This window comes from Actinacidiphila oryziradicis, assembly GCF_005047355.1.
Classification (GTDB): Bacteria; Actinomycetota; Actinomycetes; order Streptomycetales; family Streptomycetaceae; genus Actinacidiphila; species Actinacidiphila oryziradicis.
In genome coordinates this window covers 77,728-97,740 of the sequence record NZ_SUMC01000012.1, presented here as the reverse complement: position 1 = coordinate 97,740, position 20,013 = coordinate 77,728, and the positions used below count along the sequence as shown (strand labels likewise).

Below are 20,013 nucleotides of genomic sequence, written 5' to 3'. Positions count from 1 at the left end.
GAGCCGGGGGCGAACGGCCCCGGCCGGGGGAGGGCGAGGTACCGATGACGTACGCACTGACCGAGGGCGATCCCGCACCGGGGTCCGTCCGGCAGATGACCTTCGTGCCGTTCCTGCCGGACGGGCACTGCGCGGCGATCCCGGATGGCGACGGCCGGCTGCGACTGCCCTCGGGCGAGGTACGCCCCGGCGAGCACTGGCTGCTGGACACCACCCTCCGGATACCGCTGGAGACCGCCGGTTTCCGCTTCCAGCGGGCGCATCCGTTCGCGTACGACGCCGAGGCGGCCCACCTGTACGCCTGGCTGGACGGCGACCGCTACAAGGGCCGGCGCCCGCACGCCGAGGTGGAGCTGGTGGCCGGCCCGGCCGAGGCCATCGCCGGTCTCATGGGCGATGCGCAGGTGGTGCTGGACGCGGCCCGGTCCTTCCGGGCGCAGGACGATGCCTCGTATTTCGCGGACAATATGCGGCTGCTGGAGCCCGCCTATCTGCGTGCCGCCACACCCGAAGGCGGCTCCGGGTTCGGAGGTGGCCCGCAGGCGTGGCGGGCCCGCCGCTCAATGATCGTCGAGGGGCTGGACCGGGACGGCACCTTCCTCGATGTCGGCTGCGCCAACGGCCTGCTGATGGAGTCAGTACACGCCTGGGCGGCGGAGCGCGGCCGGGTGATCGAGCCCTACGGGATCGATCTGGCGCCCGGTCTCGTCGGGCTCGCCCGGCGGCGGCTGCCGCGATGGGCTGGCAGGATCGAGGTCGGCAACGCGCTCAGCTGGAGACCGCGGGACGGCCGGCGCTTCACCTTCGCCCACATCCTGGCGGAGACCGTGCCGCGGGCACGGTTCGGCGACCTGGCGCGGCATGTCCTGGACACCCTGGTGGAGCCCGGCGGACGGCTGCTGCTCAGCGTCTACCAGGCCTCTGAGGGCACCCTCCCGGACGCCGCCGAGCAGTTCGGCGGCATCGGGCTCGCCGTATCCGGCAGGGCGGGTGCGACGGCGTGGGTCGACGCGTAGCCTCGGAAGCGACGGACCGCCGTCGCCGGGGGAGGCGCAGGTGACCCAGCAGGCAGAACCGATCGTGCACGGCTTTCCGCATCTGGACACCGTCAGGGCGTCGCTGACCGCGCTCTACCGGCGGCTGTCCTACGACACGGTGAGCCTGTTCGCGGCGAGCGTGCGCCCGGAGGCGGTGGACTTCCCGGCCGACGAGGACCTGTATCTCGGCGCGCAGCGGGTGGCCCGCGTCATGGTGCAGCACTTCCGGCTGCCGGACGCCCGCATGATCGTGAGCTTCCGAGACATGGTGCACGCCGGGAATGTGGAGCTGGCAGCCGGGCCGGAGTATTTCATCGAGCTGCACTCCCGCTTCAGGACCGACCGCCGCGATATCGGCGCGGTCCTCGCACACGAAGTCATGCATGTCTACCTGCACCGCCTGGACCTGGAGTTCCGCGGCACCCGCGACAACGAGATCCTCACCGACACCGCCACCGCCTACCTCGGCGCGGGCTGGCTCCTGCTGGACTCCTACCGCGAGGAGCCCGCGGTCCGCGGCGAACGGCTGATCATGTCCGCCTCCAAGCTCGGCTACCTCACCCCCGAGGAGTTCGGCTACGTGCTGGCCAAGCGGGCGCTCGCCTTCGGCGACGACATCGAGCCCTGGTTCACCAGCGCCCAGGCCCGTGACGCCTACCGCACCGGTCTCGCCCAGGCCCAGGAGGACCTCCGCCGCCCGCCGCTGGCCCACTGCGGCTGGGCCGTCCGCCGCCGCTACGCCCATGACCGCCGGGCCGGCAGCGCGCTGCCCTCCGCGCCCTACGCCTTCGAGGGCTCGGGACCGATGCGCGTGTCCTTCCCGTGCCCGACCTGCCACCAGCGCATCCGGGTCCCGGTTCGGGGCAGGATGAAGGCCCGTTGCGGCCTGTGCCGCACGGTGCTGGAGTGCGATACATGACGCCTGCGGCGGCTGTTCCCGGGCGGCCTCGCCGTCGCGCCGCGTCTGGCGGGCGGAGTCGCCCGGACGTAGCGTCGGGTTATGTCCGTTCAATGGGTTCTGCCCGGATCAGCCGGCATGTCGGAGGCGGTGGGCGTCGAGGAGCGCCGCCCGGACGGTGATGAGGGCCGCTACTCGTACGAGATCCACAGCAGCGGCGCTCTGATCATCTGGGTCGCCAGGGGCGGCGGCGAAGCGGCCGAGGTGGATGTCGCGTACGGGCCGGGGGCATGGATCAAGGCGAGCGGCACTCGGAGATAGTGCGCGGCCGGTGGGGCCCGGACGGTGCTGTCACTTGCAGGGCGGATGCTCGGCGGATGGGATGGGGCCGCTACGATCCTTCCCATGAACAGCTCCGGACCGCACTGACCGGTCGTCTGACCGCCCCCGCGCCGCAGGGCGACGGAGGCGGGATGCCGATCTGTCATGCCCGCGCGCGACCTGGCGAGGACCAGTAGCGCCGACTCCGGAGATCTCCCATGTCACGCCCCGACAGGGGCAGTGCGTCCTATCGCGCTGTCCTCGCACTCCCCCGTGCCCGTGGCCTCTTCGCCGCCGCCATGCTCGCCCGGCTCTCCTACGGGATGCTCTCCCTGCCCCTGCTGCTCTCCCTGCGGCAGGGCACCGGATCGTATGCCGTCGCCGGTACGGCCACCGGCCTCTTCGGCCTGGCCGCCGCGCTGCTGGGACCCTTCAGAGCACGTCTGGTCGAGGGTCGCCACGCTGCCCTGATGATCCTTTCCGTCTGTTACACCCTGTTGCTGGCCTCGGTCGCCGCCGGATGCGCACTCCGGATTCCCGCCCTGCCCACCGTCGGCCTGGCTGTACTCGCCGGGATGTTCCCGCCCCCGGTGGGACCGCTGATGCGGACCTTGTGGGGCGAACTGACGGTGGACGAGGAGCAGCGGCAGCGCGCGCTGAGTCTGGATACGGCCGCCGAGTCCACGGTCTTCGCGCTCGGCCCGGTGTTCGGCGCATTCCTGATCACCTTCTCCGCTGCCCCGATGGCGTTGGGGGTCTGCGCCGTATTGGTCATCACCGGCTTCTCGGCCTTCGCGGCGGCGCTGGGGCGCAGTCCTGCGGGCGCGCACCGTGCGGCCGCGCGTACACCGATCCCCCGTACCGCGCTCGGCCCGTTGCGCGCTGCGGGGTTCGTGCCGCTGCTGCTGGTCGTCCTGGGCACCGGCTGCGCGCTGTCCCTGGACGAGATCGCGGTCGTCGCGGCCTGGGGCGCTGGGGTCGCCGGGCCTGTGATGGCGCTGTTCTCGGTCGGCGGCGTGCTCGGCGGCCTGGCGTACGGGCGGCGGCAATGGCGCGCCACGCCCGGACGGCGGCTGCTGGCTCTGGCCGCGTTCTCCTCCGGTTGCTACGCCTTGCCGGCCCTGCTGTACGCCGTGCCAGGCGCGGGAGTGGCGCTCCTGCTCGCGGGGGCCTGCACCGATGCCCTGTTGATCACGTCGTATCTGCTGGTGGACACCTTGGTCCCGGGTGGCTCCAGGACGGAAGCGGGCGCCTGGGTCAACACGGCCTACAACCTGGGCACCGCCTTGGGCGCGGGCGGTGCCGGCCTGCTGATCGACCGTCCCGGTCCGGTGGCGGTCTTCGCCGCCGCTGCCGTACCGCTCGGCGCGGCCACCGCCCTCGGTGCCCTCCGGCGCTCGCCGCTGCGCCGGGGCGGCTGCGAGGCAGCGGTACTGACGGGTCGTCAACCGATGGTGTCCGACGCGGTCGAGTAGCGGCGTCCGGACGCCCCGGAGCTCTCCCGGATGACCAGCCGGTGCCGGGCCATGACGACTGTTGGCGGGGTGCCCGGGAGGGGGTCCGGGCCCTCTATACGGCCGAGGAGGGCGGCGACGGCGAGGCGGGCGAGTTCTTGTTTGTCGGGGGCGATGGTGGTGAGCGGCGGGGCGGTGTAGCGGGCCTCTTCCACGTCGTCGAAGCCGACGACGGCGACATCGCGGGGTACGGAGAGGCCGCGCTCGCGCAGGGCGTGCAGGGCGCCTTCCGCGAGGGCGTCGGCGAAGCAGAAGACGGCGTCGGGCGGGGTGGGCAGGGCCAGTAGTGTCCGCATCGCCGTTGCGCCTTGGGCGCGGTGGTAGCCGGCGATGGGCGGGGCGAGGGCGGGGTCGTAGCGGAGGCCCGCCACTTCGATGGCCTGGCGGTAGCCGGCGAGGCGGGTGCCGGAGGTGCAGGCGTTGGGGCTGTCCTGGCGGCCGATGGCGGCGATGCGGCGGCGGCCGCCGCCGAGGAGGTGTTCGGTGGCCTCGCGGGCGGCGGCGGTGTTGTCGATCATCACGTGGGTGGCGGGCAGGTCGTGGAGGCGCTCGCCGAGCAGGACGAGCGGTATCCGGGCGGCGGCTCCGGCGACGGCTGCGTCGTCGAGGGCGATGGGGCTGAGGATGACTCCGTCGACGAGCGGGTCGGTGCGGCCGAGGGCGATTTCGAACTCGGCGTCGGCTCGGCCGCCGGTGCACTCGACGAGCAGGGTGCAGCCGTGGACGGCCGCCTGCCGCAGCAGGTGCGCGGCGAGTTCGGCGAAGTACGGCATGGTGAGGTCCGGGACGGCGAGGGAGAGGACGCCGCTGCGGCCGGTGCGCAGCCTCCTGGCGGCGGAGTTGGGCCGGTAGCCCAGTTCGGCGACCGCCCGCAGCACGCGTTGCCGGGTCTCGTCGGAGGCGCGGCCGGTGCCGCGTACGACGTTGGAGACCGTGCGCATGGATACGCCGGCCCGCATCGCCACGTCCTTGAGTCCGACAGCGCCGCTCACAGGCGTTACCTTATGTTGAGGGGCGGAATCTGCTGTAGCCGTGGCCGGGGCCTCGCTGACCGCGCGGAACATGCCAGGCCAGACGCGGGTCAGCACTCCCGGGATGACAGAGCGCACATGCCAACGGCATCTGCCCCCCGTGGTCGGGGTGGGGCAGATGCCGTTGGCTCGTGTCCGTACGCCGTTGTACGGAACGAATCTGGGGCCGTGTCAGACCGTCAGCGGGCGGTCGGTCGGCCGGATCGGGGCGTGCAGGGTGCTGGCCCCGGTGAGGTGGCGGTCCACCGCGCGGGCGGCGGAGCGTCCCTCGGCGATCGCCCAGACGATGAGCGACTGGCCACGGCCGGCGTCACCGGCGACGAAGACACCGTCGACGTTGGTCGCGAAGTCCTTGTCGCGGGCGATGTTGCCGCGCGCGTCCAGCTCCAGGCCGAGCTGCTCGACCAGGCCGTTCTTCTGGTCGGTGCCGGTGAAGCCCATGGCCAGGGTGACCAGCTGCGCGGGGATCTTCCGCTCGGTGCCGGGCTGCGGCACGAACTTCCCGTCCTCGAACTTGGCCTCGACAAGGTGCAGGAACTGGACGTTGCCTTCCTCGTCCCCCTCGAAGTGGGTGGTGTTGACCGCGTACACGCGCTCGCCGCCCTCCTCGTGGGCCGAGGTGACCTTGTAGATCATCGGCATCGTCGGCCAGGGCTGGTGCGCCGGGCGCTCGTCGGTCGGCCGGGGCATGATCTCCAGCTGGGTGACTGAGGCCGCGCCCTGGCGGTGGGCGGTACCGACGCAGTCGGCGCCGGTGTCGCCGCCGCCGATGACGACGACATGCTTGCCCTCGGCGCTGACCGGCGGGGTGACGAAGTCGCCCTCCTGCACCTTGTTGGACAGCGGCAGGTACTCCATGGCCTGGTAGATGCCCTTGAGCTCGCGTCCCGGCACCGGAAGGTCGCGTGCCTGGGTGGCACCGGCAGCGATGACGACCGCGTCGTAGCGCCTCTTGAGCTTGGCGCCGTCTATGTCGGTACCGACCTGGGCACCGGTACGGAACTTGGTGCCCTCCGCGCGCATCTGCTCGATACGGCGGTTGATGTGCCGCTTCTCCATCTTGAACTCGGGAATGCCGTAGCGCAGCAGGCCGCCGATGCGGTCGGCGCGCTCATACACGGCGACCGTGTGACCGGCCCGGGTGAGCTGCTGGGCGGCGGCAAGGCCGGCCGGGCCGGAGCCGATGACGGCGACGGTCTTGCCGGAGAGCCGGTCCGGGGGCTGCGGGGTGACGTCGCCGCTCTCCCAGGCCTTGTCGATGATGGTGACTTCGACGTTCTTGATGGTGACGGGCAGCTGGTTGATGCCGAGCACGCAGGCCGACTCGCACGGGGCCGGGCACAGCCGCCCGGTGAACTCCGGGAAGTTGTTGGTCGCGTGCAGCCGCTCGCTGGCGGCGCTCCAGTCCTCGCGGTAGGCGTAATCGTTCCACTCGGGAATGAGGTTCCCCAGCGGACAGCCGTTGTGGCAGAACGGGATGCCGCAGTCCATGCAGCGTCCGGCCTGCTTGGTGATGATCGGCAGCAGGCCGCCGGGGATGTAGACCTCGCTCCAGTCCTGCCTGCGCTCCTCGACCGGGCGGGTCGGGGCCGTCTCGCGGGGCGTGGTGAGGAAGCCCTTCGGGTCAGCCATTTGCCGCCTCCATCATCTTCGCGGTGGTCTCGGACTCGGAGAGTCCGGCCTGCTCGGCGGCGTCCTTGGCGGCGAGCACTGCCTTGTAGTCCCTCGGCATGACCTTGCCGAAGCGGGTGAGGGTGGTCCCCCAGTCGGCGAGGAGCGAGGCGGCCACGGTAGAGCCGGTCTCCTCGCTGTGGCGGCGCACCACGTCGTGCAGCCACTGGATGTCTCCCGCGTCCAGCGCCTCGATGTTCACCATGCCCGTGTTGACGTACACGGGGTTCAGGTCGAGGACGTACGCGATACCGCCGGACATGCCGGCCGCGAAGTTGCGGCCGGTCTCGCCCAGGACGACGGCCCGGCCGCCGGTCATGTACTCGCAGCCGTGGTCGCCCACGCCCTCGGACACGACGGTGGCGCCGGAGTTGCGGACGCAGAAGCGCTCGCCGGTGCGGCCGCGCAGGAACAGCTCGCCGCCGGTGGCGCCGTAGGCGATGGTGTTGCCGGCGATGGTCGAGTACTCGGGCAGATGGTCGGCGCCGCGGTCCGGGCGGACGATGACCCGGCCGCCGGACAGGCCCTTGCCGACGTAGTCGTTCGCGTCGCCCTCCAGGCGCATGGTGATGCCCTTGGGGAGGAAGGCGCCGAAGGACTGGCCGGCGGAACCGGTGAAGGTGATGTCGATGGTGTCGTCGGGCAGGCCGGCGCCACCGTACTTCTTGGTCACCTCATGGCCGAGCATGGTGCCGACGGTGCGGTTGACGTTACGGATCCGCACCTGGGCGCGGACCGGCTCGCCGCTGCGCAGAGCGTCCTCGGCGAGCGTGATGAGCTCGTTGTCCAGCGCCTTGGCCAGGCCGTGGTCCTGCGGGACGCATTGGTGGAGGGAAGCGCCCTCGGGGAGCTCGGGTACGTAGAAGAGCGGGGCGAGGTCGAAACCCTGCGCCTTCCAGTGGTCCACAGCCTGGCTGCTGTCGATCAGCTCGGCGTGGCCGACGGCCTCCTGCAGGGTGCGGAAGCCGAGCTCGGCGAGCAGCTCGCGGACCTCCTGCGCGATGAACTCGAAGAAGTTCACCACGTACTCGGCCTTGCCGGAGAAGCGGTCCCGCAGGACCGGGTTCTGGGTGGCGATGCCGACGGGGCAGGTGTCCAGGTGGCAGACGCGCATCATCACGCAGCCGGAGACGACCAGCGGCGCGGTGGCGAAGCCGAACTCCTCGGCGCCCAAGAGGGCGGCGATGATGACATCGCGGCCGGTCTTCAGCTGGCCGTCGGTCTGTACGACGATGCGGTCACGCAGCCCGTTGAGCAGCAGGGTCTGCTGGGTCTCGGCGAGGCCGAGCTCCCAGGGGCCGCCCGCGTGCTTCAGGCTCGTCAGCGGCGAGGCGCCGGTGCCGCCGTCGTGGCCGGAGATGAGCACGACATCCGCGTGGGCCTTGCTGACGCCCGCCGCGACCGTGCCGACGCCGACCTCGGAGACCAGCTTCACATGGATGCGGGCGGCCGGGTTGGCGTTCTTCAGGTCGTGGATGAGCTGGGCGAGGTCCTCGATGGAGTAGATGTCGTGGTGCGGCGGCGGGGAGATCAGGCCGACGCCGGGGGTGCTGTGCCGGGTCTTGCCGATCCACGGGTAGACCTTGTGGCCGGGCAGCTGGCCGCCCTCGCCGGGCTTGGCGCCCTGGGCCATCTTGATCTGGATGTCGTCCGCGTTGACCAGGTACTCCGACGTCACGCCGAAGCGGCCGGAGGCGACCTGCTTGATCGCGGAGCGACGGGCCGGGTCATGGAGCCGGTCCGCGTCCTCGCCGCCCTCGCCGGTGTTGGACTTGCCGCCCAGCTGGTTCATGGCGATGGCGAGGGTCTGGTGAGCCTCGAGCGAGATGGAACCGTAGGACATGGCACCGGTCGAGAAGCGCTTGACGATCTCGGAGACCGGCTCGACCTCGTCCATGGAGATCGGGGCGCGCTCGCCCTCGCGGAACTTGAAGAGGCCGCGCAGCGTCATCAGGCGTTCGGCCTGCTCGTCGACGCGGCTGGTGTACTGCTTGAAGATGTCGTAGCGGCGCGAGCGAGTGGAGTGCTGGAGCCGGAAGACCGTGTCGGGGTCGAACAGGTGCGGCTCGCCCTCGCGGCGCCACTGGTACTCGCCGCCGATCTCCAGACGGCGGTGGGCGGCGGCGATGCCGGAGGCCGGGTAGGCCTGGGCGTGCCGGGCGGCGACCTCCTGGGCGAGGACGTCCAGCCCGACGCCGCCGATCTTGGTGGCGGTGCCGTGGAAGTAGGTGTCGACCAGGCCCGCGTCCAGGCCGACGGCCTCGAAGACCTGGGCACCGCGGTAGGAGGCGACGGTGGAGATGCCCATCTTGGACATCACCTTCAGCACGCCCTTGCCCAGCGCCTTGATCAGGTTCCTGATCGCCACCTCGGGCTCCAGGCCCTCGAGGAACGTTCCGGCGCGGAGCAGGTCCTCGACGGACTCCATGGCCAGATACGGGTTGACCGCGGCGGCGCCGTAGCCGATGAGCAGCGCGACATGGTGCACCTCGCGCACATCGCCGCCCTCGACGATCAGGCCGACCTGGGTGCGCTGTTTGGTGCGGATGAGGTGGTGGTGGACGGCGGAGGTGAGCAGCAGCGACGGGATGGGCGCCTGCTCGGCATCCGAGTGCCGGTCGGAGAGGACGATCAGCCGGGCACCGTCCTCTATGGCGGTGTCGGCCTCGGCGCAGATCTCCGCCAGGCGGGCGGCGAGGGCCTCGCCGCCGCCGGAGACCCGGTACAGGCCGGAGAGCGTCGCGGCCTTCAGGCCGGGCAGGTCGCCGTCGGCGTTGATGTGGATGAGCTTGGCCAGCTCGTCGTTGTCGATCACCGGGAAGGGCAGCGTGATGTTGCGACAGGATGCCGGGGACGGTTCCAGCAGGTTGCCGCTGGGGCCGATCGCGGAGATCAGCGAGGTGACCAGCTCTTCACGGATGGCGTCCAGCGGCGGGTTCGTGACCTGCGCGAACAACTGGGTGAAGTAGTCGAAGAGCAGCCGCGGGCGGGCGGACAGCGCCGCGATCGGCGAGTCGGTGCCCATGGAGCCGAGCGGCTCGCCGCCGGTCTTGGCCATTGGCGCGAGGATGACGCGCAGCTCCTCCTCGGTGTAGCCGAAGGTCTGCTGGCGGCGGGTGACGGAGGCGTGGGTGTGCACGATGTGCTCACGCTCGGGCAGGTCCGCGAGGTGGATCAGCCCGGCGTCGAGCCACTCCGCGTACGGGTTCTCGGCGGCGAGCTGCGACTTGATCTCGTCGTCCTCGATGATCCGCTGCTGGGCGGTGTCCACCAGGAACATCCGGCCGGGCTGAAGGCGGCCCTTGCGGACCACCTTCGCCGGCTCGATGTCCAGAACGCCGGACTCGGAGGCGAGCACGACCAGGCCGTCGTCGGTGACCCAGTAGCGGCCGGGACGCAGACCGTTGCGGTCCAGGACCGCGCCGACCAGGGTGCCGTCGCTGAAGGTGATGCAGGCCGGGCCGTCCCAGGGCTCCATCAGGGTGGAGTGGTACTGGTAGAAGGCGCGGCGGGCCGGGTCCATCGATTCACCGAGAGTGGGGCTCTCCCACGCCTCGGGGATCATCATCAGCACGCTGTGCGGGAGCGAGCGGCCGCCGAGGTGGAGCAGCTCCAGGACCTCGTCGAAGGTCGCGGTGTCCGAGGCCTCCGGCGTACAGATCGGGAAGATCCGCTCCAGGTCCCCGGCGCTGTGCCCGTTGTCGGCGGAGCCGAACCTGTCGGACACGAGCTGGGACTCACGGGCCCGCATCCAGTTGCGGTTGCCCTGGACGGTGTTGATCTCACCGTTGTGGGCGACGAACCGGTACGGGTGGGCCAGCGGCCAGCTCGGGAAGGTGTTGGTCGAGAAGCGGGAGTGGACCAGCGCGATCGCGGTGGCGAGCCGGCGGTCGGAGAGGTCCGGGAAGAACGGCTCCAGCTGCCCGGTGGTCAGCATGCCCTTGTAGACGATCGTACGGGCCGACAGCGACGGGAAGTAGACGTCCGCCTCGCGCTCGGCGCGCTTGCGCAGCACAAACGCCGGACGGTCAAGATCGATTCCGGCCTTCTTCGCACTGTCCTCTCCCGCCACCGCGGCGGATGCCACGAACAGCTGCGAGAAGTACGGCATCGTCGAGCGTGCCGACACGCCGAGCAGCTCGGGGGCGACCGGGACCTCGCGCCAGCCGAGGACGGCGAGGCCCTCTTCGGCGGCGATCCGCTCGATCGCCTCGACTGCCTTGGTGCGGTCCGCTTCCTCGACGGGCATGAAGGCGGTGCCGACCGCGTAGTGACCCGCGGCCGGAAGAGCGAATCCGGCCGCCTCACGCAGGAACGCGTCCGGGACCTGGAGCAGGATGCCGGCACCGTCGCCCGAATCCGGCTCCGAGCCGGTGGCCCCGCGGTGCTCGAGATTCCGCAGGACGGTCAGGGCCTGCTCCACGAGCGCGTGGTCGGCCTCGCCAGTGAGGGTGGCCACGAAGCCGACGCCACAGGCGTCGTGCTCGTTGCGGGGGTCGTACAGCCCCTGACGGGCAGGACGCCCGTCCATGTGGGCCCAGCCGGAGCCGGTGGACCCGGGGTGCGTGGACGCGGAACGCATCGGCTCTCCCGTCGTCGTCTTGGGCAATTGACATGTGCATGCGGGACGACGCTGGCCCTCTGCGATTTCGTGCAGGTTACATGATGACCGGATGGCCGAAAAGTGGATAGGCCGGTTCCATCATGTGGACAGAACGGGTGCGAGCAGGCACAACGGGCCAGCGTCAGGGGATGACGACACAGGCGGCGCTGCCTGTGGCGTCTCCGAGTGATGCCCTCTGTTGGCCTAGCTGAAACGAGCGGGTAACAAGTGGCTTGTACTCGCGACCTGTGATCTGGCACACCGCTCGGTGCTGTCCGCCGGACAACGGGCACGGCCTTGCGCCCTGCAGCGTCCTTTACTGTCCTCGTAACGTCTTCAACCGCCGGACGGGCTCATTTATGCCAGCCGGTGTACGGGTCAGCCGACGGCCGTACCGAAAAGTGTACCCAGAACGAAGGTAACCCCGGCGGCCGCTCCGCCCAAGACCAGCTGCCGAAGTCCACTGAACCACCACGACCGCGCCGTAATCCGCGCCACCGCCGCGCCGCACGCGAACAGCCCGACCAACGCCAGCAGCACCGCCGGCCACAACGAGTGCGCGCCCACCAGATAGGGCAGCACCGGCAGCAGCGCGCCCAGTGCGAACGAGCCGAACGAGGACCCCGCCGCCACCAGCGGCGAGGGCAGCTCGCCCGGGTCGATCCCGAGTTCCTCACGGGCGTGAATCTCCAGCGCCTGCTCCGGGTCCTTGGACATCTGCCGCGCCACCTCGTGCGCCAGCTCCGGCTCCACACCCCGCGACACATAGAGGGAGGCGAGCTCCAGCAATTCGTCAGCGGGATTACGGTGCAGTTCCAGGCGCTCCACGTCCAGCTCCGCCTCGACCAGCTCCCGCTGGGAGGCCACAGAGGTGTACTCACCGGCCGCCATCGAAAACGCGCCGGCCGTCAGGCCCGCCAGCCCGGTGATCACCAGCGTCTGCGACGACACCGCACTACCCGCCACACCCGTCATCAGCGCGAGGTTGGACACAAGGCCGTCCATCGCCCCGAACACCGCCGGCCGCAGCCAGCCGCCAGACACATCCCGGTGCTCATGGTGCGCTACATGGTGCGGAGTGCTCGGCTGGTCCTGGTCAACGGCCATCGACATGACGCGGGTGCTCCCTTCACCCGGGCTGACGCAGCCCGGATCCTGCCCACTGGACAGTTTGACCGTACGCGGGAATTCCCTGCGATTCCAGCAAGCAAAGCCTGCCTTACCTGCGAAAACGCCTTCGCCTTGGCCCGGCGCGAGCGTCGGTGGGTGGGCGGCCGGGCGGCCGGGGACATGACACGGCCGCCGGGCCCTGTGGAAGGGGCCGGGCGGCCGTGGAGCGGCGCGGAGGTCAGGACTTCTGCGCGGTGCCCGCTGCTTCGGAGGGCTCGGCGGTCAGGCCGGCGTCCGGGGCGTCGTCGGTACCGGAGGACTCTTCGGCGGTGGAAACAGCCAGGGGAGCTGTGCCGGCGGGGGCATCATCGCCCGCTTCGGAGGCGGCGGCCTCGGGCTCCTTGCCGGGCGAGGCGGCAGCCTCCGCGTCCTCGGCGTTCTCCGTACCCTCGGCGGGCTCGACGGCCGCCTCGGCCTCCCCGGAGTCCCCGTCCACCGGAGCCGCCAATGGCTCGACGACCTCTTCCCGGCCGGGCCGCCACTTCGCGGAAAGGACGAGGTAAGCGATCGCGCCGATAAAGACGACGATCGACGTCCAGTCATTCAGCCGCAGGCCGAAGATGTGGTGCGCGTCATCCACACGCAGATACTCGATCCAGAAGCGGCCGACGGTGTACGCGGCAACGTAAACCGCGAAAGCCCGCCCGTGCCCGAGCTTGAATTTGCGGTCGATCCAAATGACGAGGAACCCGACGCCCACGCACCACAGGGACTCGTACAAGAAGGTCGGCTGGTACGTGGCGAGCTGGGGCGTGTCGACGGGGCGGTGGGCGGCGTCGATCTTCAGCCCCCACGGCAGCGTGGTGGGGCGGCCGTAGAGCTCCTGGTTGAACCAGTTGCCCCAGCGGCCGATCGCCTGGGCGAAGGCGATGCCGGGGGCGATGGCGTCGGCGTACGCGGGCAGGGAGATGCCTCGGCGGCGGCAGGCGATCCAGGCGCCGACGGCGCCGAGGGCGATGGCGCCCCAGATACCGAGGCCGCCCTCCCAGATCTTGAACGCGTTCACCCAGTCCTTGCCCTTACCGAAGTAGAGCTCGTAACTGGTGATCACGTGATAGAGACGGCCGCCGACCAGGCCGAACGGCACCGCCCAGACCGCGATGTCCGCGACCGTGGTCTTCACTCCACCGCGGGCGGCCCAGCGCTTGCCGCCGACCCACACGCCGACGAAGACGCCGATGATGATGCAGAAGGCGTAACCACGCAGCGGAATGGGTCCGAGGTGGATCACTCCGCGCGCGGGGCTGGGGATGAATGCAAGGTTCAATGCTGAGTTCATGGCAAGACATGACGCTACCGTGCCGCACAGGTCTGCGGGCACCTGACCGGCAACGGCTGGGTAACGGCCTCGGAAGAACTTGGACAACCAGGTCGCGCCCGGGTTCCGGGCAGAGCGGGCGCGACCTCGCGGTTCTCAGCCTGTGGACCTCTGACTCGGGCTGGGACTCTGGCTCCGGCTCCGGCTCTGGCTGGGGCTCGGGCTCTGGCTGAGGCTCGGGCTCGGGCTCGGGCTCGGGGTAGCGGTGCCCGGTTTCTTGCCCTTGTTGGCGTCGGCGACCAACTGCTTGAGCTTGGCCGGGGTCAGTGGATTCTGGGTGTCGGCGTAGATATTGGTGTTGTTGAGCAGCACGGTCGGCGTGGAATTGAAGCCGGACTGGCCGAATGCGGAGTTGGACTTCTTCACCCAGGCGTCGTACGTCCCGTTGTTCACACAGGTGGTGAAGGTCGGCGTCTTCAGGCCGCCCACCTTGTCGGCAAGCTGGAGGAGATACGTTTTCTGGGCGAACTTGTCGTCCGTCTCGACGGGCTGGTTCGCGTAGAGCACATCGTGGTAAGCGCGGAACTTGTTCTGGTCCTGTGCACACGCGGCGGCGTTCGCGGCGTTGAGCGACCCGGTGCCGCCCGCGTTACCGTCGATGATCCGTACGAGGTGGTAGTCGACCTTGATCTGGCCGCTGTCCTCCAGCTGGTGGATCGTGTCGGTGAACGTCTTCTCGAACTGGCCGCAGGCCGGACAGCGGAAGTCCTCGTAGACCGTCAGGGTGGACGGGGCGTCGCTCGCCCCGACCGGGATCACCAGCTTGTCCTTGCCGGCCGCCCCGGCCGGGGCGGCCACGGCCACCCCACCGCCGTTGTTCCTGCCGGCCACCAGCAGACCGACGCCGGCAGCGATCGCCAGCACGGCGACCACCGCGCCTACGGCGATGAGCGTCCGCTTGCGCTTCTCACGCGCCTTGTCGATCTCACGCTGCTCCCGCAGCCGCTCGCGGGCGGTGCGCTTTCCGTCACGGTTCCTCTGGCTCACATCCCTGGACAACGACCCCGGGGCACGCGAATGTGTGCCCCGGGGTCGCAATTAGCCCCAACGAGGGAACGCCCTAGACGCGGGAGCGCACGCCTTTCGCCAGGTCCGCGGCCAGCTCGCGCACCGCCACCAGGCCCGCCGGGAGGTCCGGCGCGTCCAGCAGCCGCTTGACGAACGCCGAACCGACGATGACGCCGTCCGCGAAGGCGGCCACCTCGGCCGCCTGCGTGGCGTTGGAGACGCCGAGACCCACGCACACCGGCGTACCGGTGGTGGCCCGGGTGCGCCGGACGAGGTCCTCGGCCAGCGCGCCGACGCTCTCGCGGGTGCCGGTGACGCCCATCAGCGACGCCGCGTACACAAAGCCGGTGCCGGCCGCGGTGATCTTCGCCAGCCGCTCGTCCTGGCTGCTCGGCGCGACGACGAAGACCGTGGCCAGGCCGTGCTGCTCGGCCGCCTTCCGCCACACCTCGGACTCCTCGACCGGCAGGTCCGGCAGGATGCACCCCGCGCCGCCGGCCTCGGCGAGTTCCGCGGCGAACCGCTCGCTGCCGTAGCGGTCGACCGGATTCCAGTACGTCATGACGAGGACCGGCGCACCGGTCGCGTCATGTGCCTCACGGACGGTACGGAGCACGTCGGCGATCCGGACGCCGCCCCGCAGGGCGATGTCGTCGGCGGTCTGGATCACCGGACCGTCGAGCACCGGGTCGCTGTGCGGCAGGCCGACCTCCACGATGTCGGCGCCGCCCTCCAGGATCGCCTTGACGGCCTCGATCCCGCCGTCGACCGTCGGGAAGCCCGCCGGGAGGTACGCCACCAGGGCGGCCCTGTTGTCGGCCTTGGCGTCCGCGAGGACCTTGTTCAGCAGCTCGATCTGCCCGCTCACTTTGCGCTCCCCTCGGTCTTGTCGTACAGCCCGAAGTAGCGGGCGGCCGTGTCCATGTCCTTGTCGCCGCGCCCGGAGAGGTTCACCAGGATGAGGCCGTCCTCGCCCAGCTCACGGCCGAGATCCAGCGCCCCCGCGAGGGCGTGGGCGCTCTCGATCGCCGGGATGATGCCCTCGGTGCGTGACAGCAGGCGCAGCGCCTGCATCGCCTCGTCATCGGTGACCGGACGGTATTCGGCTCGGCCCGAGTCCTTGAGATACGCGTGCTCCGGGCCGATGCCCGGGTAGTCCAGGCCCGCCGAGATCGAGTACGGCTCGGTGATCTGTCCCTCGTCGTCCTGGAGCACGTACGAACGTGAACCGTGCAGGATTCCAGGCTCTCCGCGGGTCAGCGTCGCGGCGTGCTCACCGGAATCGACGCCGTGACCGGCTGCCTCCAGACCGACCAGACGGACGTCGGTGTCCGGGATGAAGGCATGGAAGAGGCCGATCGCGTTCGATCCGCCGCCGACGCACGCGGCGACCGCGTCCGGGAGCCGCCCTACCCGCTCCAGAATCTGGCGGCGGGCCTCCACGCCGATCACGCGGTGGAAGTCGCGCACCATCGCCGGGAAGGGGTGCGGGCCCGCGACCGTACCGAAGAGGTAGTGCGTACGGTCCACATTCGCGACCCAGTCGCGGAACGCCTCATTGATCGCGTCCTTCAGCGTGCGGCTGCCGGACTTCACCGGGATCACCTCGGCGCCGAGCATGCGCATCCGCGCCACGTTGAGCGCCTGGCGCTGGGTGTCGATCTCACCCATGTAGATCGTGCACTCCAGGCCGAAGAGCGCGCATGCGGTGGCGGTGGCCACGCCGTGCTGGCCGGCGCCGGTCTCCGCGATCACGCGGGTCTTCCCCATGCGCTTCGTCAGCAGTGCCTGGCCCAGCACGTTGTTGATCTTGTGCGATCCGGTGTGGTTCAGGTCCTCCCGCTTCAGGAAGACCCGCGCCCCGCCGGCGTGCTCCGCAAAGCGTTTCACTTCCGTGAGGGAGCTGGGCCGGCCGGTGTAGTTGACCAGCAGGTCGTTCAGCTCGGCGGCGAACGCCGGATCGCCCTTGGCCTTCTCGTACTCGGCGGCCACCTCGTCCACGGCGGCGACCAGCGCCTCCGGGATGAATTTGCCTCCGAAGGCGCCGAAATAGCCCGTGGCGCTCGGGACCAGGCCCTCTGGGTCGGGGATGAAGAACTCATCGGACATGACGGTCCGTCCGTTTCTTGGGTTGTACGTGTGAACGTGTGTACGTGGCTTTTGGTGCTCTGCGCCGGGGGTGGGGTGCGCTTGTTCGGTGGGTGGGTCGGTGGCGACTTCGGGGTGACTCTCCCCCAACCTTCGGCCGGGAGGTGCCCCCAGGAGGTGCCCCCACGACAGTGTCGCCAGCACCCCCTGCACCATGCGCCATCGCCACCGGCATACGGCGACACAGTCTGCGGGGGACACCCCTACACCACCCCCTCCCGCCGGTACGGCGCCTTGCGGTGCGTGGTTCCTTGGGGTCCAAACCACCGGGTGCGGTGCGTTCGTTTTACGGTCTCCGCCACGGCGAGGCCGTCACGCGCACATCCGGCCGGGAGGGGACGCGCCGGGGTGTCCCCGCAGGGGACGAGCGCGTGCACCCCGGGTGAGTGTGCTGTGGACCGGAACGCGCGAGCCCCGAGGAGATCACCCCACAGCGGCCCCGACCCCACGACAGACATTGCGTGGCGGCCAGCACGACCACCCAGCCCGTCCGGCGCTTGTGGGGGCACCTCCTGGGGGCACCTCCCGGCCGAAGGCTGGGGGAGGAACCGGCACCCCCGACAGAGGAAGCGGGACCGAGCTGGCCCAGCAGGGCCAACCCGGCGTGGTCAGCCGAAGGACGGAAACGGCAAGCCCGGACGCCATCGGCTGCCGTTCACCTGGCCAGGCTCGCAGCCGATGACATACCGCACCCGTCGTCCCAGTACGCGCCGCGCAGGCGCACGGCAGCCGCGCGGGCGGCAGCCGGGGCGCAGGCGTGCGTAGGCATCGGGCCCGGATGCTCCGGCAGCGGTGGACGGGGACATGTGCGTCATCCTACCGGGCCGGACGGCCTCTCAGCCCCTGCCGTGCCGCAGCGCGGGGTGGGCGCCGGCGGCGACGAGGTCGGCGACGGCGGTTTTGGGGTCGCGGCCGGTGACAAGGGACTCGCCCACGAGAACCGCGTCGGCGCCATCATTCGCGTAAGCGATCAAGTCGTGCGGGCCACGGACGCCGGATTCGGCGATCTTGACGATGTGGTCGGGGATCTCAGGGGCGATCCGGGCGAAGTTCCCACGGTCGACCTCAAGGGTCTTGAGGTTACGCGCGTTGACCCCGATGATCTTCGCGCCGGCGTCGACCGCACGCGTGACCTCGTCCTCGTCATGGACCTCGACGATCGGGGTGAGGCCGATCGACTCGGCACGCTCGATGAGCGAGACGAGCGCGTCCTGGTCGAGGGCGGAGACGATCAGCAGGACGAGGTCGGCGCCGTAGGCCCTGGCCTCCCAGAGCTGGTAGGCGGTGACGATGAAGTCCTTGCGCAGGACCGGGATGTCGACCTTGGCACGGACCGCTTCCAGGTCGGCGAGGGAACCGCCGAATTTGCGGTGTTCGGTGAGGACGGAGATCACCGCCGCTCCACCGGCCTCGTAGTCCGCGGCAAGCCCGGCCGGGTCCGCGATCGCGGCGAGGGCGCCCTTGGAGGGGCTGGAGCGCTTCACCTCGCAGATCACCTTTACGCTGTCGCCGCGCAGGGCGGCAACGCCGTCCCTGGCCTCGGGCGCCTTGACGGCCTGCTCCTTGAGTGCGTCGAGGGATACCCGTGCCTGCCGCTCGGCGAGGTCGGCTCGGACACCCTCGATGATCTCGTCGAGCACACTCACGCGAGTGATCCCCTTCTTGGCGGGTTAAGCGAAACGATCAAGCCAGTGAGATGGTTCCACCGGCAAACCGATGGTAACCGCCGAGGAGCGGAGGACCCGCATCCGGGGGCATGAAGTATCACCATCTGGACATTTAAGGCGCCAATGCCGCCCCGAACGGCAGGTTCCGGACAACCGCGAAGGCCAGTACCACCGCGCCGACCGCCCACCAGTGCGCCGGCCGCAGCCGTACGGTGAACGGGCGGCCCCGCGCCGCACGGACCAGCCACACGGTCCACAGGACGGCGAAGAGGCCGTAGCCGGCGACGGCGAGCGCGTTGAGCCCCAGGGCGGTGCCGAATTCGCCGTGCACGACCGCGTAGGCGCTGCGCAGTCCGCCGCAGCCCGGGCAGTACAGGCCGGTGAAGTGCAGCAGCGGGCAGACCGGGTAGTGGCCAGGGGCGTTGGGGTCGACGGTGCCGACATAGGCGAAGGCGGCGGCGACCCCGGCGAGGACTCCGAGCGGCGCGGCGATACCGGAGGTGACACGGGCGGCCGCAGCTGTGCTTCGGGGTTGGGACACGGAAGTGATTGTCTCCCGGACCGGACGCACGCGAAAGCGCAGCCCCGGAGGAGTCACCGGGGCTGCGCCTGAGGCGGGGGTCAGCTGCTGACGCGAATGGGCTTCGACGGGGCCTGACCGAGGCCCGCGGCCTTCATGGCGAGGCCTACGACGCCGCCGAGGGCGACGACGACCAGGCCCGCCCAGAAGCCGATCGGGTCGGCGAGCACCATGAAGGCACCCGAGATGGTGAAGCCGATGAAGGCGATGATCACGCCCGTCCAGGCGGCAGGGGTGTGTCCGTGGCTGTTGCCCGCCATGAGTGCTCCCAAGGGTTCTTCCGGAAATCGTTGCAGACCCCATTGTCCCCCGCTCGGAGCGCGGGGGACGCCCGGGGGGCGCGCGTGGTACGTCACATCTCGTCGGTGGGGTCCTCGCCGCGGTCCAGGGCCTTCCACAGGTCCTCGGGACGGTCAGGGTCGACGACAGGCTTGCGCTCTGCACGGGGGCGGGGCTCCGCCCCGTCGCGGTCGTACCGGTTGGACATGCCTGGCCAGACCCGGCCCCGTACGAGCGCGAGGATCCCGGCGGCGAGGATCATCGCTCCGCCGGCGGCGGACACCCAGGGCCACACGGTACTGCCGGCGGCGGAGACGGAGGCGTGCGCCACGCTGGTGGCCGTCGATGCCTTCGCGTCGAGCGCCGTGGTGTCGCCGAGGGCCAGCAGGGCCGACGCCACCGCGCCCGCGCCGCTGAGGGCCAGCAGCGCCGAGATGACGGTCCGGCCCACGCCCCGTACCGCGAACACGGCGAGGAGCGCCGCCAGCCCGACCAGCGCCAGGGCACCCGGCACCCCGGTGACGTCCTGGCCGGAGGCGCTGACCGCCAGGAAGGCGGCCTTCCCGTGCGCCCAGGTCTTGCCACCCGCGAGCAGCACGACCGCGGCTCCGGCGACGCCGAAGAGCAGTGCGAGGGCGAGGCTGCGGCGCCCGCCGCTGCGGGAGGCGCCCGGTTCGGGTGCGCCGGAGGTTTCGGAAGCCGCAGGCACTTCGCTCGCTGCGGTGGTACGGGGCTGGGGTACGGGGCTCACCTCATCACTATGGCCTG

17 protein-coding genes are annotated in these 20,013 nt (G+C 70.6%); 4 read left to right on the top strand and 13 right to left on the bottom strand.

From position 1 onward, the window contains the following. The first annotated feature begins 44 nt into the window (after nucleotides 1–44). From FCI23_RS15595 to FCI23_RS15580, 4 genes are all read left to right on the top strand, one after another. Nucleotides 45–1,016 (top strand): class I SAM-dependent methyltransferase, encoded by a 972-nt coding sequence (locus tag FCI23_RS15595; protein ID WP_136724484.1) that lies wholly within the window; start codon nucleotides 45–47, stop codon nucleotides 1,014–1,016. Between the two features lie 40 nt (nucleotides 1,017–1,056). After that, entirely contained in the window at nucleotides 1,057–1,956 is a 900-nt protein-coding gene (locus FCI23_RS15590; protein ID WP_136724483.1) for a hypothetical protein, read from the top strand. Nucleotides 1,957–2,037: 81 nt separating this feature from the next. Next, a complete protein-coding gene (locus FCI23_RS15585) occupies nucleotides 2,038–2,256 on the top strand; it encodes a hypothetical protein (RefSeq protein WP_136724482.1) in 219 nt (72 codons plus the stop codon). 218 nt (nucleotides 2,257–2,474) lie between these two features. Further along, a complete protein-coding gene (locus FCI23_RS15580; RefSeq protein ID WP_136724481.1) occupies nucleotides 2,475–3,731 on the top strand; it encodes an MFS transporter in 1,257 nt (418 codons plus the stop codon). On the opposite strand, the gene FCI23_RS15575 is transcribed toward FCI23_RS15580, so the two are convergent. The 13 genes from FCI23_RS15575 to FCI23_RS15515 form a co-directional block, all read right to left on the bottom strand. Continuing rightward, the gene (locus FCI23_RS15575) at nucleotides 3,701–4,762 is read right to left on the bottom strand and encodes a LacI family DNA-binding transcriptional regulator (RefSeq protein ID WP_136724480.1); all 1,062 of its coding nucleotides are present in this window, start codon (nucleotides 4,760–4,762) and stop codon (nucleotides 3,701–3,703) included. The two genes, FCI23_RS15580 and FCI23_RS15575, sit on opposite strands and share 31 nt — an antisense overlap. Before the next feature lie 210 nt (nucleotides 4,763–4,972). Then, on the bottom strand, nucleotides 4,973–6,433 hold the full coding sequence (locus FCI23_RS15570) for a glutamate synthase subunit beta (RefSeq protein WP_136724479.1): 1,461 nt from the start codon (nucleotides 6,431–6,433) through the stop codon (nucleotides 4,973–4,975). Continuing rightward, nucleotides 6,426–11,054 carry a glutamate synthase large subunit gene (gene gltB, locus FCI23_RS15565; RefSeq protein WP_136724478.1) on the bottom strand — a complete coding sequence of 1,543 codons (4,629 nt, stop codon included), beginning with the start codon at nucleotides 11,052–11,054 and terminating at the stop codon, nucleotides 6,426–6,428. The genes FCI23_RS15570 and gltB overlap by 8 nt, the downstream gene beginning before the upstream one ends. Before the next feature lie 399 nt (nucleotides 11,055–11,453). Then, entirely contained in the window at nucleotides 11,454–12,182 is a 729-nt protein-coding gene (locus tag FCI23_RS15560; RefSeq protein ID WP_136724556.1) for a VIT1/CCC1 transporter family protein, read from the bottom strand. Between the two features lie 241 nt (nucleotides 12,183–12,423). Continuing rightward, nucleotides 12,424–13,512 (bottom strand): prolipoprotein diacylglyceryl transferase, encoded by a 1,089-nt coding sequence (lgt, locus tag FCI23_RS15555; protein ID WP_136724555.1) that lies wholly within the window; start codon nucleotides 13,510–13,512, stop codon nucleotides 12,424–12,426. 147 nt (nucleotides 13,513–13,659) lie between these two features. Next, nucleotides 13,660–14,550, bottom strand: a complete 891-nt coding sequence (locus FCI23_RS15550; RefSeq protein WP_136724477.1) for a DsbA family protein — start codon at nucleotides 14,548–14,550, stop codon at nucleotides 13,660–13,662. A gap of 73 nt (nucleotides 14,551–14,623) precedes the next feature. Next, the gene (trpA, locus tag FCI23_RS15545) at nucleotides 14,624–15,439 is read right to left on the bottom strand and encodes a tryptophan synthase subunit alpha (RefSeq protein WP_136724476.1); all 816 of its coding nucleotides are present in this window, start codon (nucleotides 15,437–15,439) and stop codon (nucleotides 14,624–14,626) included. Next, nucleotides 15,436–16,680 (bottom strand): tryptophan synthase subunit beta, encoded by a 1,245-nt coding sequence (trpB, locus tag FCI23_RS15540; RefSeq protein ID WP_136724475.1) that lies wholly within the window; start codon nucleotides 16,678–16,680, stop codon nucleotides 15,436–15,438. Before trpB ends, trpA begins: the two co-directional genes overlap by 4 nt. Nucleotides 16,681–17,327: 647 nt before the next feature. Then, on the bottom strand, nucleotides 17,328–17,534 hold the full coding sequence (gene trpM / locus FCI23_RS59585; RefSeq protein ID WP_136724474.1) for a tryptophan biosynthesis modulator TrpM: 207 nt from the start codon (nucleotides 17,532–17,534) through the stop codon (nucleotides 17,328–17,330). A gap of 21 nt (nucleotides 17,535–17,555) precedes the next feature. Then, the gene (trpC, locus tag FCI23_RS15530) at nucleotides 17,556–18,365 is read right to left on the bottom strand and encodes an indole-3-glycerol phosphate synthase TrpC (protein ID WP_136724473.1); all 810 of its coding nucleotides are present in this window, start codon (nucleotides 18,363–18,365) and stop codon (nucleotides 17,556–17,558) included. Nucleotides 18,366–18,498: 133 nt separating this feature from the next. Next, nucleotides 18,499–18,927 (bottom strand): DUF2752 domain-containing protein, encoded by a 429-nt coding sequence (locus FCI23_RS59580; protein ID WP_246143731.1) that lies wholly within the window; start codon nucleotides 18,925–18,927, stop codon nucleotides 18,499–18,501. A gap of 80 nt (nucleotides 18,928–19,007) precedes the next feature. Beyond that, nucleotides 19,008–19,226: an HGxxPAAW family protein gene (locus tag FCI23_RS59575; RefSeq protein WP_136724472.1), complete on the bottom strand. Its 219-nt coding sequence runs from the start codon at nucleotides 19,224–19,226 to the stop codon at nucleotides 19,008–19,010. Between the two features lie 92 nt (nucleotides 19,227–19,318). Continuing rightward, nucleotides 19,319–19,996 carry a TIGR02234 family membrane protein gene (locus tag FCI23_RS15515; protein WP_407645965.1) on the bottom strand — a complete coding sequence of 226 codons (678 nt, stop codon included), beginning with the start codon at nucleotides 19,994–19,996 and terminating at the stop codon, nucleotides 19,319–19,321. Nucleotides 19,997–20,013 lie beyond the last annotated feature (17 nt).

What these genes read in the sequence shown, in the direction of transcription:
- FCI23_RS15595 (WP_136724484.1), top strand. Translation starts at nt 45, where the DNA reads ATGACGTACGCACTGACCGAGGGCGATCCCGCACCGGGGTCCGTCCGG.
- FCI23_RS15585 (WP_136724482.1), top strand. Translation starts at nt 2,038, where the DNA reads ATGTCCGTTCAATGGGTTCTGCCCGGATCAGCCGGCATGTCGGAGGCG.
- FCI23_RS15580 (WP_136724481.1), top strand. Translation starts at nt 2,475, where the DNA reads ATGTCACGCCCCGACAGGGGCAGTGCGTCCTATCGCGCTGTCCTCGCA.
- FCI23_RS15570 (WP_136724479.1), bottom strand. Translation starts at nt 6,433, where the DNA reads ATGGCTGACCCGAAGGGCTTCCTCACCACGCCCCGCGAGACGGCCCCG.
- gltB (WP_136724478.1), bottom strand. Translation starts at nt 11,054, where the DNA reads ATGCGTTCCGCGTCCACGCACCCCGGGTCCACCGGCTCCGGCTGGGCC.
- FCI23_RS15560 (WP_136724556.1), bottom strand. Translation starts at nt 12,182, where the DNA reads ATGGCCGTTGACCAGGACCAGCCGAGCACTCCGCACCATGTAGCGCAC.
- trpB (WP_136724475.1), bottom strand. Translation starts at nt 16,680, where the DNA reads ATGTCCGATGAGTTCTTCATCCCCGACCCAGAGGGCCTGGTCCCGAGC.
- trpM (WP_136724474.1), bottom strand. Translation starts at nt 17,534, where the DNA reads ATGACGCACATGTCCCCGTCCACCGCTGCCGGAGCATCCGGGCCCGAT.
- FCI23_RS59575 (WP_136724472.1), bottom strand. Translation starts at nt 19,226, where the DNA reads ATGGCGGGCAACAGCCACGGACACACCCCTGCCGCCTGGACGGGCGTG.